The sequence below is a fragment of the Streptococcus halichoeri genome, from assembly GCF_019774635.1.
Taxonomy (GTDB): Bacteria; Bacillota; Bacilli; order Lactobacillales; family Streptococcaceae; genus Streptococcus; species Streptococcus halichoeri.
The window spans coordinates 1,522,560-1,537,417 of record NZ_CP081502.1 but is presented as its reverse complement, the minus strand read 5'-3'; the positions used below and the strand labels follow the sequence as shown (position 1 = coordinate 1,537,417).

The following is a 14,858-nucleotide window of genomic DNA, read 5'->3' as shown; positions in this document are numbered from 1 at the left end:
GATGACTACCAATTATCACTATCCTCTCGATGCAAGTTGGAGCACTGATGAAATTGTCTCAGTGCTTCATTTTTTGAATCAGGTCGAATTAGCCTATGAGTCAAAAGCTGATGCAACGACAGTACTACAAGCATATCATGCCTTTAAACAAGTTGTTAAAAGCAAGGCGCAAGAAAAACAAATTGATAAGCAATTTGGTAAAAGCAGTGGCTATTCTACCTATAAAACAGTCCAAAAGGCTAAGGAACTTAAAAAAGGATTTTTTACAGTTGAAAAATAAGTTTGAATTTGCAAAAACAATGATTAATCAGGCTGCTGACTATCTCAAAGTCCATCAGCAAGGACAACTAGATGTCCACGTCAAGTCTAAGGCCGATGATTTGGTTACAAATCTAGACAAGGAAATTCAGAACCTTCTTATTGAGGCCATTCACGAGCGCTATCCAGATGATCACATTCTAGCAGAAGAAGACAATGTTCGCCATGATATAACAGATGGTTCTGTTTGGGTTTTAGATCCCATTGATGGCACGCTGAATTTTGTTGTTCAAAAGGATAACTATGCCATCATGGTTGCCTATTATGAGAATGGTCATGGTCAGTTTGGCTTAATCTATGATGTGGTACAAGACTTATTATTAGCTGGTGGCGGTCAATTTCCGGTCACTGTGAATGACCGCAGTGTCGAACCACTTCAAGAGGTCAACTTGGAGCGCTCACTTGTTGCCTGTAATGCAGGACTTTTATTGGCTAATGACCATAATATTCAAGCGTTTATCAATCAGACCTTAGGAGTCCGAATATATGGTAGCGCGGGCATTTCGATGATGCGGGTTATGCGCCAGCAATTGCTTGCCTATTTTTCCTATATCCAACCATGGGACTATGCAGCTGCTAAGATTTTAGGCGAAGCCTTGGGTTATCAGACTCTAACTATTGATGGACAGGAACCAGATTTTATGAGTCCCCAGAAAATTATGTTTGTGCCGAAATCACTCGTACCGGCCATCTTAGCAATTACACAAAAGGGTGAACAGTAAGCAATATGAATCTACCGACTGATTTTATGAATAAATACAAAGCAATACTTGGCTTAGAAGCTGAAGTATTCTTTTCTTCTTTTGATGAAAGTGCAGTTAGTGCTTTTCGAGTTAACCCACTAAAGCCAGTTGTTAAAACCTATGAAAACCCAATTCCCAAGACACCATGGGGGTATTATGGAAAGATTTCAGGGAGAAGTATTGATCATGTGACTGGTCTGGTCTACTCACAAGAACCGGCAGCGCAAATGGTCGGCCAAGTCGCTCAGCCCTCACCTGGGATGAAAGTATTAGATTTAGCAGCAGCACCAGGCGGCAAATCAACTCATTTACTTGCTTACTTGAATAATACAGGTTTGCTTGTCAGTAATGACATTTCCAAAAAGCGAAGTCAGACTCTGGTTGAGAATATCGAACGTTTCGGTGCTCGTAATGTGATTGTCACTAATGAATCTGCTCAGCGGCTTGCGAACGTTTTTCGAGACTATTTTGATATGATTGTTTTAGATGCGCCTTGTTCTGGCGAAGGAATGTTTCGTAAAGATCCAGCAGCGATGGCTTATTGGCACCCGAATTATCCTAAGGAATGTGCTGAACTGCAAAAAGAAATCCTACAGGATGCTTTAAAAATGTTAAAACCAGGTGGTGTTTTGGTTTACTCAACGTGTACCTGGTCGCCTGAAGAAAATGAAGAAGTTGTCCAGTGGTTGTTAGACGATTACCCACTAGAACTTGAGGAACTGCCACTACTTAATGGAATGACTCCTGGCCTAGGCCTTTCTCAGGTGGCGCGCATGTATCCCCATCACTTTGTGGGTGAAGGCCAGTTTGTCGCGAGATTGCGTGATACGAGGCCAATTGGTAAAGAACCAAGGCGTAAAAGCTCGAGAAGCAACCTGACACAAGAGCAAAAGCAGCTCTGGCATGCATTTGCAAAGCACCACTTGGCCACTTCTTTAGATGGCATTTTGCAGACCTTCGGTGATCACCTCTACTTGCTACCTAGTGATTTACCTGACCTACGTGGCATTCGTATCGCTAGAAACGGCCTAGAACTTGGCACTTTTAAGAAAAAACGCTTTGAGCCGTCCTTTGCTTTGGGCTTAGCACTTGGCCCCAAGGACGTCAACCTAAGCCTAGCTATTGATGAAGAGGCTTTTAGAAAATATGTTGCCGGGCATTCCCTAAAACTAAGCCAGACTTTGCCTACTGACTGGTATTTAGTGACTGTCCAGGGGCTAGGAATTGGTTTTTCAAAGGTAGTCGGAGATACCTTAAAAAACAGTTTCCCAAAGGGGTTACGTTTTTAGTAACCTTACTTTTGCGACATTAATTTTAAGTCGAAATGACTTTTAAAGGTTTAATAGATATGGTACTATAGTTTTTGAGCTAAAATTAGCATATTATCTCATTTTTTAGTCTAACGTTAGGAAAATAATCATGCATATGAAAAAGAAATTCTTTTTAGTCAGCTTGTTAGCAGTATCAAGTTTCTTGTTAACAGCTTGTTCTAGCTGGATTCAAAAAGGCGAGTCCATTACGGCGGTGGGCTCAACAGCGCTCCAACCCTTGGTAGAGGCGGTTGCAGACGAATTTGGTCATCACCACTTAGGAAAGACGATCAATGTCCAAGGGGGCGGCTCTGGTACCGGACTGTCACAAGTTCAGTCAAAGTCAGTCCAGATTGGGAACAGTGATTTGTTTGCTGAAGAAAAAGAAGGGATTAATGCAACAAAACTAGTTGATCATCAAGTGGCTGTAGCAGGCTTAGCTGTGATTGCCAACTCCAAAGTCAAGGTCTCTAATTTAACTACTGAGCAGTTGCGCAAGATTTTTGCTGGTGAGTATACCAACTGGAAGCAAGTTGGTGGCCAGAATTTAGAGATTTCTGTAATCAACCGCGCAGCAAGTTCAGGTTCACGTGCGACTTTTGATACGGTGATCATGGGCAATACCCATGCCAAACAAGCACAAGAACAAGATTCCAATGGCATGGTTAAATCCATTGTTTCTCAAACGCCTGGAGCCATCTCCTATCTAGCTTTCTCCTATGTTGATGATTCTGTTAAATCCTTAACATTGAACGGTTTTGAACCCAATGCAAAAAATGTTGCAACCAATGACTGGCCACTCTGGTCTTACGAACATATGTATACCAATGGTCAAGCAGAGGGGCTTACCAAAGAATTTCTTGACTTCATGCGCTCAGAAGAAGTTCAAACAAAGATTGTGAAGCACATGGGATATATCTCTATCTCAGATATGAAAGTCGTTAAAAGCTATGACGGCACAGTATCTAAAAAGTAGTGGGGGAATTATGAAAAATCAGGATTTGGCTAAGACATTAGCATCACCTTCAAAAAATTCGCGCTTAGAAAAATTTGGTCGCACAATTACCTTTTTATGTTTAGCATTAATTGTTTTTATCGTGGCAATGATTTTAATCTTTGTGGCCCAAAAAGGCCTGTCAACATTTTTTGTTAATCATATTAACTTATTTGATTTCCTGTTTGGTAAAGAATGGCAACCCAGTGTAAAAGATAGCAGGGGTCTTCCTTATTTGGGAGCTTTACCAATGATTTCTGGTTCCTTTTTGGTGACCATATTATCGGCTTTGATTGCCACACCTTTTGCCATTGGCGCAGCTGTTTTTATGACGGAAATTTCACCAAAGTACGGTGCTAAATTGCTACAACCAGCAGTAGAATTACTGGTTGGCATTCCTTCGGTTGTGTATGGGTTTATTGGTTTGCAGATTGTTGTCCCATTTGTCCGTTCCATTTTTGGTGGTACCGGCTTTGGGATCCTCTCAGGTGTATTTGTCCTCTTTGTTATGATTTTACCAACCGTTACATTTATGACAACAGATAGCTTACGAGCAGTGCCTAGGCATTATCGCGAAGCGAGTATGGCAATGGGAGCTACTCGCTGGCAGACTATTTGGCGTGTTGTCTTAAATGCTGCTCGCCCGGGTATCTTTACGGCGATTATCTTTGGGATGGCTAGAGCTTTTGGTGAGGCGCTAGCGATTCAAATGGTTGTCGGCAACTCAGCTGTCATGCCAACTTCTTTGACTACACCAGCGGCCACTCTAACGTCTGTACTTACAATGGGAATTGGTAATACTGTAATGGGTACGGTTCAAAACAATGTTCTATGGTCCTTGGCCCTTGTGCTTTTATTAATGAGTCTTGCCTTTAATACCTTAGTCAAATTAATTACGAAAGAGAGAAAGAGAAACTATGAACGCTAAAAAGCTCGATAAATTAGCAACAGGTATTCTTTATAGTATTGCTGGAATTATTGTAGCTATCTTGGCTTCACTAATTCTCTTTATCTTACTGCGTGGTTTACCACACATTAGCTGGCATTTTCTGACAGGACAATCTTCCTCTTACGAAGCTGGCGGTGGGATTGGGATTCAATTGTATAACTCCTTTTTTCTATTAGTTATTACCTTATTAATTTCCATTCCCTTGTCAACAGGTGCTGGAATATATTTAGCAGAATATGCTAAAAAAGGCCCATTGACTAATTTTATTCGCACTTGTATTGAAATTTTGTCTTCCTTACCATCAGTGGTTGTTGGTTTATTTGGTTACTTGATTTTTGTGGTCCAATTTCAATATGGTTTTTCCATTATTTCTGGTGCCTTAGCTCTTACAGTATTTAATTTACCCCAGATGACCCGAAATGTTGAGGACAGTTTACTGCACGTACACCATACGCAGCGGGAAGCAGGGCTTGCTTTAGGCCTTTCTCGTTGGGAGACAGTCTTTTATGTTGTCGTACCAGAGGCACTACCTAGTATCGTAACGGGTATTGTGCTTGCTTCAGGCCGTATTTTTGGTGAAGCAGCAGCCCTCATTTATACAGCTGGTCAATCTGCACCAGCGCTTGATTGGCATAATTGGAACCCTCTAAGCGTCACGAGCCCCATCTCTATCTTTCGTCAATCAGAAACCTTAGCTGTGCATATTTGGAAGGTTAATAGTGAAGGGACTATTCCAGATGCCACCTTAGTTTCTGCTGGTAGCGCAGCAGTCTTACTAGTCTTTATACTATTATTTAATCTATCAGCTCGTTTTATTGGTAAGAGACTGCATTCTCGATTAACAGCAGCAAAATAAGTCAGAAGGAGAAAAGATGACTGAATATAATTGGAACGAACGCCATATCGTTACGTTCCCTGAAGAATCAATCGCCCTATCCACAAAGGACTTACATGTATATTATGGCAATAAAGAAGCTATCAAAGGCATTGATATGCAGTTTGAAAAAAATAAAATCACCGCTTTGATTGGTCCATCTGGTTGTGGTAAATCAACTTATTTGCGTAGCTTAAATCGCATGAATGACACCATTGATATAGCTAAGGTTACTGGCGAAATCCTATATCAAGGAATAGATGTCAATCGTAAGGACATGAATGTGTATGAAATACGCAAACATATTGGTATGGTTTTCCAGCGCCCGAATCCCTTTGCTAAATCCATTTATCGTAATATTACTTTTGCCCATGAGCGTGCTGGTGTTAAAGACAAACAAGTCCTAGATGAAATTGTCGAAACTTCCTTGAAACAAGCTGCCCTTTGGGAGCAGGTCAAGGATGATTTGCATAAGTCTGCCTTTACCTTATCAGGTGGTCAGCAACAACGCCTCTGTATTGCTCGGGCGATTTCTGTTAAACCAGATATTTTGCTCATGGATGAGCCAGCATCAGCTTTAGATCCAATTGCCACCATGCAATTAGAAGAGACCATGTTTGAATTGAAGAAAGATTATACGATTATCATCGTTACCCACAATATGCAGCAAGCAGCGCGTGCTAGTGATTATACCGCTTTCTTTTATTTGGGGGATGTTATCGAATACGATAAAACACGAAATATCTTCCAAAATGCAAAATGTCAATCGACCAATGATTATGTATCAGGTCATTTTGGATAGAAAGGAATATGATGGCAGAACCTATATTAACCGTCAATGATTTATCGGTTTACTATAACAAAAAGAAAACCTTAAACAATGTTAGTCTTGAACTCTATCCAAATGAAATTACCGCTTTTATTGGCCCGTCAGGCTCTGGAAAGTCTACCTTACTACGAGCTATCAACCGGATGAGTGATTTAAATCCGGAAGTAACAGTGACCGGTTCTATCGTCTATAATGGGCATAACATTTATAGTCCACGCACGGATACTGTTGATTTGCGTAAAGAAATTGGCATGGTTTTCCAACAACCCAATCCTTTTCCTATGTCTATTTATGAAAATGTCGTGTATGGGCTGCGCTTAAAAGGCATACGTGATAAGCAGATGCTTGACCAAGTTGTTGAATCCGCTTTAAAGGGGGCATCTATCTGGGATGAAGTAAAAGATCGCTTACACGATTCAGCCTTAGGCTTATCAGGCGGCCAGCAACAACGTGTTTGCGTTGCGCGTGTTTTAGCAACTAGCCCTAAAATCATTTTATTGGATGAGCCAACTTCAGCCTTGGACCCTATATCCGCTGGAAAAATCGAAGAAACCTTATTTGCCTTGAAAAAAGAATACACCCTAGTTATTGTTACACGCTCAATGCAGCAAGCTTCGCGTCTATCTGATCGAACTGGTTTCTTCTTAGCGGGTGATTTACTTGAATTTGGTAATACCAAAGCCATGTTTATGAATCCTAAACGAAAAGAAACAGAAGACTATATTTCTGGTAAATTTGGCTAATTAGGATTTGTTAGAAAAGAAGGAAAACAAATGTATGTTAAGAACAAAATTTGAAGAAGAATTAGATAAATTACATAATCAATTCTACTCAATGGGGACTGAAGTGCTAGCACAGCTTAACAAAACAGTTCGTGCTTTTGTGAGTCATGACCGCGACTTAGCAAAAGAAGTCATTGAGGATGATGAACTTATCAATGAATTTGAAGCAAAACTCGAAAAGAAATCGTTGGAGATTATTGCTTTGCAACAACCCGTTTCCAATGATTTACGAACAGTTATTACGGTTTTAAAGGCTTCTAGTGATATTGAACGAATCGGTGACCACGCTGCTTCCATTGCGAAGGCTACTATCCGGATGAAGGGTGAGGAACGTATCCCGATTGTTGAAGAAAAAATTAACCAGATGGGAAAAGAAGTTAAGTATATGGTTGAGGATGCTTTGAATGCCTATATCAATTCCGATGACAAAAAGGCTTACGAAATTGCAGCTCATGATGAAATCATTGACAACTATTTCCGAGATATTCAAGCCTTAGCGGTTGAAGAGGTTCGTAAAACGCCAGATGCAGTCTTTGCTGGTAAAGAATATTTTCAAGTTTTGATGTTTTTAGAGCGCATTGGAGATTATGCTCGCAATATTTGTGAGTGGGTAGTTTACCTTAAAACCGGTAAAATTATTGAATTATAACAAAATGTGCTATAATAGTGATTAAGTATTATCTAATCACTATTTTTAGTTATCATAAGGAGATTTATGAAAGCAGTAGAACATTTGATTAAAAAATTTGTTCCAGAAAACTATAATATCTTTTTAGATATTAATCGTAAGGAAAAGACATTTTCCGGAAATGTTGCCATTACTGGCGAAGCCTTGGATAATGTTATTTTGTTGCACCAAAAAGATTTAGCTATTCACTCAATTTTGTTAGATAACGAAGCTGTCCCTTACCAAGTTGATGCAGATAATGAGACAGTACGCATTGAGTTACCTATCACTGGTGTGATGACTTTAGTTATTGAGTTTTCCGGTCAGATTACAGATAACATGACGGGAATCTACCCATCTTACTACACACGCGAAGGCCTCAAAAAAGAAGTCATTTCCACACAGTTTGAGAGTCACTTTGCACGTGAAGCTTTTCCATGTATTGATGAACCCGAAGCAAAAGCAACTTTTGATTTAAGTATTAAGTTTGATCAAGAGTCCGATGAAATCGTTTTGTCAAACATGCCAGAGATTAATATTGATTTGCGACAAGAAACAGGGATTTGGACTTTTGATACGACACCGAGAATGTCCTCTTACTTGCTTGCTTTTGCCTTAGGTGATTTGCACGGCTTAACAGCAAAAACCGCTAATGGAACTGAAGTTGGTATTTTTGCCACTAAAGCACATCCAAGTTCTTCATTAGAATTTGCTTTGGATATTGCTGTGCGCGCAATTGAATTTTATGAGAATTACTTTGGCGTCAAATACCCAATTCCGCAATCTTACCATATTGGTCTGCCTGATTTTTCAAGTGGCGCAATGGAAAACTGGGGACTGGTGACCTACCGCGAGATTTATTTGTTAGTTGACCAAAACTCTACAGCAGAGAGTCGCCAACAGGTTGCACTGGTTATTGCTCACGAGTTAGCTCACCAATGGTTTGGTAACTTGGTCACCATGAAATGGTGGGACGACCTATGGCTCAATGAAAGCTTTGCCAATATGATGGAATATGTCTGTGTTGATGCCCTTGAGCCTGAGTGGAATATCTTTGAAGATTTCCAAACAGTCGGTGTACCAAATGCGCTTAAACGTGATGCTACAGATGGCGTCCAATCTGTGCATGTTGAGGTGAATCATCCAGATGAAATTAACACCTTATTTGATCCAGCCATTGTGTATGCAAAAGGTAGCCGTTTAATGCATATGTTGCGTCGTTGGCTAGGTGATGAAGCTTTCAGAGAAGGCCTTAGAGCTTACTTTGAGAAACATCAATATTCCAATACCGTCGGACGTGATTTATGGGACGCTCTTTCAGAGGCATCTGGTAAGGATGTAGCTGGCTTTATGGATGCTTGGTTAGAACAGCCCGGTTATCCTGTTTTGCATGCGCGTTTAGTGGATGACCAGTTAATTCTTAGTCAAGAGCAATTCTTTATTGGAGAAGCAAGTGATAAAGAACGCCTTTGGCCAATTCCTTTAAATGCTAATTGGTCAGGTCTGCCTGAGATTTTAAATGAAAAAGAACTCGTTATTGAGCATTATTCACAACCTGCTCAAGCTAATGAAGGGGCTCTGCGGTTTAATACCGAAAATACGGCTCACTACATTACCTTCTATGACGACCAGTTGTTCGCTGATTTGGTAGCGCAAGTCCAAGAGCTTGATAACACATCGCTCTTGCAGCTCCTCCAAGAACGTCGCCTTCTGGCAGAAAGCGGCCAGCTTGCCTACGCTGAATTACTACCATTGATCAGCAAGTTTACTGGTAAAAAATCATTCATGGTTGCTGAGGCGATTCGCCAAATCGTTATGGGCTTGAAGCGCTTTGTGGAGGAAGAATCTCCTGAGAATGCAGCCTTTAAGCGTAGTGTGATTGCTATTTTCCATGAAGACTTTAGCCACCTTGGTTTTGAAAAAACTGCTTTTGAAACGGACCAAGATGAAATGGTGCGGCAAATTGCTCTGACGCAGTTGATTACTATGGGTAGTTCAGATGTCATCGAACAAGCGCATGCGATTTTCCAAAATCATCGATCTGATATTTCAGGGCTTCCTGCAGCGATTCGCCGCTCGATCCTCTTGAATGAGATGATGTATTTTGAATCTCAAGAATTGGTTGAGCTCTTCTTTGAGACTTATATCCATACACGCGATAACAATTTACGCTCTGAGCTGGCCTTTGCCTTGTCGCATACGACCCAAGAAGATACGCTTGCACGCATTTTTGATAGTTTCACAAACAAAGATATTATCAAACCGCAAGACCTTTCGATGTGGTACCGTTTCTTGCTTGCTCGTCCTTTTACTCAAACAGCTGTTTGGGCCTGGGCGCGTGACAATTGGTCTTGGATTAAAGGAGCGCTTGGTGGTGATATGAGTTTTGATAAATTTGTTATCTATCCAGCAAATGAATTCCGCACATCACAACTGCTAAAAGAATATAAGGCGTTCTTTGAACCGCAATTAACTGATATGGCGATTAGTCGCAATATTGCAATGGGAATTAATGAAATTCAAGCGCGTCTAACCTTGATTGAAGCGCAAAAACCAGCTGTTTTGGCTCAATTAAAAGCCTAAGCAGTTGATGAAAGGGTGCTAGTACCAGTACCCTTTTGTTACCCATTTTATGCTAGCAAAGTTGCCTTGCACAGCTATTTGAGAAGGTTTAATGAAACAATAAAACAGTGATGAACATTGTTTTACTAAGAGGAGGTTGGGACAGTGTTCCAGCCTTCTTTTGCAAGGTGCTTTAGAATTGCTTAAGAAAACTATGTTAAGCTAACTCTTAATAATATAGCACTGTGCTAAATGAGACGAGGTATGTAATGATTAAGCTCTTACTGGTAGAAGATGACTTGAGTTTATCAAATTCCATTTTTGATTTTTTAGATGATTTTGCCGATGTCATGCAGGTTTTTGATGGAGAAGAAGGTATTTTTGAAGCTGAAAGTGGTGTTTATGATCTGATTTTGCTTGATTTAATGTTACCTGGAAAAAATGGTTTTCAGGTATTAAAAGAACTACGAGAGCACGGCATTAATACACCAGTTTTGATTATGACGGCTAAAGAAAGCCTTGATGATAAGGGACACGGCTTTGAACTTGGGGCCGATGATTATCTGACCAAGCCTTTTTACTTGGAAGAATTAAAAATGCGCATCCAGGCCTTGTTAAAACGCTCGGGTAAAATGAGTGATAATCATATGACCTATGGTGATATTGTGGTTGATTTAGAGCGAAATCATGTCGAAGCAAAAGGCCAAGAGGTCGAATTACTGGGAAAAGAATTTGATTTACTAGTGTATTTTTTACAAAATCAAAATGTTATCTTGCCAAAATCACAGATTTTTGATCGCCTTTGGGGGTTTGATAGTGATACAACTTTATCAGTTGTTGAAGTATATGTCTCCAAGGTCAGAAAGAAGCTCAAGGGCACAGATTTTTCGACTAATTTACAAACGTTACGGAGTGTAGGATATATTTTAAAGGCCGATGATTAAATTAAAAAAGTTTTACCAATCAGACCACTTTAACCATTTTTTTCATTTTTTTGCTGTATTCACGGGTATTTTTGTGGTTATGACGATTATTATCCTGCAAATCATGCGTTTTGGTGTCTATTCATCAGTAGATAGTAGCCTAGAGACCGTTTCAAAGCAGTCCAATCTCTATGCCAGTCGTACCATGGAACGGATTACTTCCTTTTATTTTTATAATGATAGTGCCCTAATCAATCCTAGTGAATTTAAGGCAAAATTAGCTAACCAACCCGTGACAAATACAGATATTATCCTTTTTAGTAGTAACGGGACGGTAATTAATGCTATGGATACTTTTTCTAATTTCCATCACTTTACCTTGGATAAAAGCCAACTCAATGAAATTGTAACGAAAAATCTAGAAAATTTTTATGGGCGACAGGAAAAATTCCATACCATTACAGTTCCAGTCCATTCTAAAAATTATCCAGCTGTGGCTTACATGATGGCAGTAGCCAATGTTCAGCAATTGGAAATTGCTAATGAACGTTATGAGCAAATCATTATTATTGTGATGGTTCTCTTTTGGACTATTTCAGTGTTTGCTAGTATCTATCTGGCTAATTGGTCGCGCAAGCCAATCTTGGAAAGCTATGAAAAACAAAAAATGTTTGTTGAAAATGCTAGTCATGAATTACGGACACCACTTGCTGTCTTGCAAAACCGGCTTGAAACCTTATTTCGAAAGCCAAATGAAAGCATTCTTGCTAATAGTGAAGCCATTGCTTCTAGCCTTGAAGAAGTTCGCAATATGCGCATATTGACCACAAACTTATTAAATCTAGCACGGCGAGATGATGGGATTGCACCTCGCTATGAGCCAATTGACCAAGCCTACTTTGAGACTATTTTTAATAATTACCACTTGATAGCAGAAGAATATGGCAAGACCTTCTCTGCTAAAGTGGAAATGTTGCACCCTTTTAAAGGAGATAAGGCACTTTTGAAGCAGCTAGTGACTATTTTGTTTGACAATGCGATGAAATACACTGATAAAGACGGGCAGGTGATGATTAGCATACGCAGTAGTGAAAAAAATCTTTTTATCCAGGTAGCTGATAATGGTCCAGGCATTCGCGATGAGGATAAGGAAAAGATTTTTGATCGGTTTTATCGTGTTGATAAGGCAAGGACCCGGCAAAAAGGAGGCTTTGGCCTTGGCTTGGCTCTAGCAAAACAGATTGTCACCGCCTTAAAAGGTAGCATTAAGGTTCGAGACAACCAGCCCCAAGGCACGGTATTTGATGTAAGAGTTTAACTAACTTTTGTTAGGCTTAGGCGCCCAAACAGCAAGCAGATTAAAAAACCAAGCTATCACTGAGCTGCCTCCCATTGGAATGCTGTTCAATTTAGCTTGTTTTTTATGCTTAATTTTCAGTGACTACTTTAACAAAAAAGCTGTGCAATTTACCAATGTGACCCTAAATAGTCGCAACATAAGGATTAGCTAGCTCCACTATAGGCACAGCCTTTAAGATAAGGGACAAGAGTTTGTGTAGATGAGGTGAGTTGAAAAATGCGTGATAGCCTTTTGCATGTTATCTGCTTGCCTAGCTGATATTTTTTTAGAAGGGTAGGTAGATTTAACAACCGGCAAAATAAAACTGACTCAAGGTATACTCTACTAACTTCCTGATTAAAAGTCATGACGTAGGTTCGCGAATGCCATCAGCACTAGTGACTAAAAGAAAAAACTCCTAGAGGAGTTTTCATTGGTTTATTATTAGCCAAGTTTAGCAGCAAGGCGTGCTTTATCGCGGCTTGCTTTATTTGCATGAATCAAACCTTTTGATTGTGCTTTATCGATGCTTGAAGAAGCAGCACGGAAAAGCTCTTCAGATGGGTTAGCTTCGAATGCTTTGATAGCCGTACGCATAGCTGACTTTTGTGCTGAATTTTTTTCGTTTGCTTTAACGTTAAGTTCAGCGCGTTTGATAGCTGATTTAATATTTGCCAATGTTTTCACCTCCAAATTAATCTAACTACACTATTATATAGAATTTGTCCCTGTTTGGCAAGCCTTTATCATTTTTTCAAATAAATTTCATCGATTTTGTGATCTTTTGCTTTATGGAGAATCAATTCGGCTCGGTTGCGAGTTGGCTCAATGTATTTTTCAAGATTGACCAAGTTAATAGTTGTCCAAACTTCCTTTGCAAAGCTCATCGCCTCAGTCTGAGAAAGAGAGGTAAAGCGGGCATAATAGTTGTTGTGATCATGCCTTGCCAAATCAAGTAAACTGGCAAAGCGTTCTAAGTACCAATTTTCAATGTGACGCCGATCGGCATCAATATAAATAGAAAAATCAAAATAATCACTCATATAGAGACGGTTATTTTGTTGGTTCTGGAAAACATTAATCCCCTCTACAATGAGAAAGTCAGGCGCAGCGATAGTTTGCCACTTGTTGGGCACAATATCGTAGATTTCATGGGAATAGACCGGGATAGCTGCCTTCTGGCCATTTTTCATAGTATCTAAAAAGTTTAATAGCTGCTCCATATTATAAGACTCAGGAAAACCTTTACGATTGAGAATGTTTTTAGCCATTAGCTCCTGGTTTGGGTAGATAAAGCCATCTGTTGTGACGAGCTGAACGTGGCTATTAGGATAGGTTCTGGTGAGTAGGAGTTGTAGTAAGCGGCTCGTCGTTGATTTACCGACAGCAACAGAGCCTGATATTCCGATAATAAAAGGACGCTTATGCGCTTCTTTTTTGAGAAATAGGCTTTTAGAAAATGTCAGATTTTCTTGGTTAATCTGGTATATTTGAATTAAATTGATTAGAGGCAGGTAAACTTCGATAACGTCATTTAAATCAATTTTATCATTAAGACTAGTAATTGTTTGAAGTTCATCAGGTGTTAAAGGTAATTTCGTTTCTTTGTGGAGATTTTTCCACGCAGAGCGGGTTAATCGTTCAAAGTTTACAAATTCACTTGTCATAATTCTCTCCTAGCTGAACACTGTTTTTATTATAACATTAAAGTAGCAAAAGAGGTTAAAAGTGGTATTTGCAAATGACAAAAGAAAAGCAGTTACTCTTGATAGGAGTTAATGAAAACAAATGAAAATAAACAAAAATAGCCTAAAATGGATGTGGCCAAGGGGAAATAGCAGAGCAAAAAACGAACATTATCTCGTGTTCCCTTTGCCAACAAGCGCCTTGTAAACCGTTACAAAGTGTGATAGAATGTATAATAATCTGGTAACGATAGGAAATTCAATGACAAACATGTATTATGATGAAAACCCTGAAAGTAAGCATGATTTGCATACCTTACAGGTCCGTTTATTAGAGCAACCCTTGTGTTTTAAGACAGATGCCGGGGTTTTTTCAAAAAAAATGATCGACTATGGGAGTCAAGTGTTGTTACATACGCTTGACTTTTCAAAAGGCAGCACCGTCTTAGATGTAGGGTGTGGCTATGGTCCCATGGGGATTGCATTAGCAAAGGCCTACCAAGTCAAAGCCACCTTAGTTGATATTAACAATCGCGCTCTTGCTTTAGCTAAGGAGAATGCAAGAGCCAATCACGTTGATGTGACTATTTTTCAGTCAAATATTTATGATTCCGTGGAGGGTAGTTTTCAACATATTATCAGCAATCCACCTATTCGCGCTGGAAAGCAGGTTGTCCATGCGATAATTGAAGATAGCTTGAAATATTTAGAAGACCAAGGTGACTTGACTATTGTTATTCAAAAAAAACAGGGTGCACCGAGTGCTAAAGAAAAAATGCAGTCGGTCTTTGGCAATGTTACCACTCTAAAAAAAGATAAAGGCTATTATATTTTAAGAAGTATCAAAACTGCAAAAAGTTAACGGTCATTCCTTCTTAAAAAT

At 39.6% G+C, this 14,858-nt stretch carries 15 protein-coding genes; 13 read left to right on the top strand and 2 right to left on the bottom strand.

All coding sequences use genetic code 11. The features are described 5' to 3' along the window. Position 1 precedes the first annotated feature (1 nt). The 12 genes from K5J94_RS07300 (at position 2) to K5J94_RS07245 (ending at position 12,269) form a co-directional block, all read left to right on the top strand. The gene (locus tag K5J94_RS07300; protein ID WP_159543995.1) at positions 2-280 is read left to right on the top strand and encodes a UPF0223 family protein; all 279 of its coding nucleotides are present in this window, start codon (positions 2-4) and stop codon (positions 278-280) included. Then, positions 270-1,040 carry an inositol monophosphatase family protein gene (locus K5J94_RS07295; protein WP_159549506.1) on the top strand — a complete coding sequence of 257 codons (771 nt, stop codon included), beginning with the start codon at positions 270-272 and terminating at the stop codon, positions 1,038-1,040. The genes K5J94_RS07300 and K5J94_RS07295 overlap by 11 nt, the downstream gene beginning before the upstream one ends. A gap of 5 nt (positions 1,041-1,045) precedes the next feature. Next, positions 1,046-2,350: an RsmF rRNA methyltransferase first C-terminal domain-containing protein gene (locus tag K5J94_RS07290; RefSeq protein WP_221912758.1), complete on the top strand. Its 1,305-nt coding sequence runs from the start codon at positions 1,046-1,048 to the stop codon at positions 2,348-2,350. 130 nt (positions 2,351-2,480) lie between these two features. Then, positions 2,481-3,347, top strand: coding sequence for a phosphate ABC transporter substrate-binding protein PstS family protein (locus tag K5J94_RS07285; protein ID WP_159543989.1), 867 nt, complete (start codon positions 2,481-2,483; stop codon positions 3,345-3,347). Positions 3,348-3,357: 10 nt separating this feature from the next. After that, positions 3,358-4,293, top strand: a complete 936-nt coding sequence (gene pstC / locus K5J94_RS07280) for a phosphate ABC transporter permease subunit PstC (RefSeq protein ID WP_159543987.1) — start codon at positions 3,358-3,360, stop codon at positions 4,291-4,293. Then, a complete protein-coding gene (gene pstA / locus K5J94_RS07275; RefSeq protein ID WP_159543985.1) occupies positions 4,283-5,170 on the top strand; it encodes a phosphate ABC transporter permease PstA in 888 nt (295 codons plus the stop codon). The genes pstC and pstA overlap by 11 nt, the downstream gene beginning before the upstream one ends. A 16-nt stretch (positions 5,171-5,186) precedes the next feature. Next, positions 5,187-5,990, top strand: coding sequence for a phosphate ABC transporter ATP-binding protein PstB (pstB, locus tag K5J94_RS07270; RefSeq protein ID WP_159543983.1), 804 nt, complete (start codon positions 5,187-5,189; stop codon positions 5,988-5,990). An 11-nt stretch (positions 5,991-6,001) separates the two neighbouring features. Next, positions 6,002-6,760: a phosphate ABC transporter ATP-binding protein PstB gene (gene pstB / locus K5J94_RS07265; protein ID WP_159544128.1), complete on the top strand. Its 759-nt coding sequence runs from the start codon at positions 6,002-6,004 to the stop codon at positions 6,758-6,760. Positions 6,761-6,794: 34 nt separating this feature from the next. Next, positions 6,795-7,448, top strand: coding sequence for a phosphate signaling complex protein PhoU (gene phoU / locus K5J94_RS07260; protein ID WP_159543981.1), 654 nt, complete (start codon positions 6,795-6,797; stop codon positions 7,446-7,448). A 66-nt stretch (positions 7,449-7,514) separates the two neighbouring features. Beyond that, positions 7,515-10,049 carry a M1 family metallopeptidase gene (locus K5J94_RS07255; RefSeq protein ID WP_221912756.1) on the top strand — a complete coding sequence of 845 codons (2,535 nt, stop codon included), beginning with the start codon at positions 7,515-7,517 and terminating at the stop codon, positions 10,047-10,049. Positions 10,050-10,297: 248 nt separating this feature from the next. Next, positions 10,298-10,972, top strand: a complete 675-nt coding sequence (locus K5J94_RS07250; RefSeq protein ID WP_159543977.1) for a response regulator transcription factor — start codon at positions 10,298-10,300, stop codon at positions 10,970-10,972. Beyond that, positions 10,965-12,269, top strand: coding sequence for a sensor histidine kinase (locus K5J94_RS07245; protein WP_159543975.1), 1,305 nt, complete (start codon positions 10,965-10,967; stop codon positions 12,267-12,269). The genes K5J94_RS07250 and K5J94_RS07245 overlap by 8 nt, the downstream gene beginning before the upstream one ends. A 465-nt stretch (positions 12,270-12,734) precedes the next feature. Here the strand turns inward: K5J94_RS07245 and rpsT are convergent, their stop codons facing one another. Then, on the bottom strand, positions 12,735-12,983 hold the full coding sequence (gene rpsT / locus K5J94_RS07240) for a 30S ribosomal protein S20 (RefSeq protein WP_167547760.1): 249 nt from the start codon (positions 12,981-12,983) through the stop codon (positions 12,735-12,737). A 53-nt stretch (positions 12,984-13,036) separates the two neighbouring features. Continuing rightward, positions 13,037-13,957, bottom strand: a complete 921-nt coding sequence (gene coaA / locus K5J94_RS07235) for a type I pantothenate kinase (RefSeq protein WP_159543971.1) — start codon at positions 13,955-13,957, stop codon at positions 13,037-13,039. Between the two features lie 280 nt (positions 13,958-14,237). Between coaA and K5J94_RS07230 the strand changes: the two genes are divergently transcribed. Next, positions 14,238-14,837 (top strand): class I SAM-dependent methyltransferase, encoded by a 600-nt coding sequence (locus K5J94_RS07230; protein WP_159564009.1) that lies wholly within the window; start codon positions 14,238-14,240, stop codon positions 14,835-14,837. Positions 14,838-14,858: the final 21 nt, after the last annotated feature.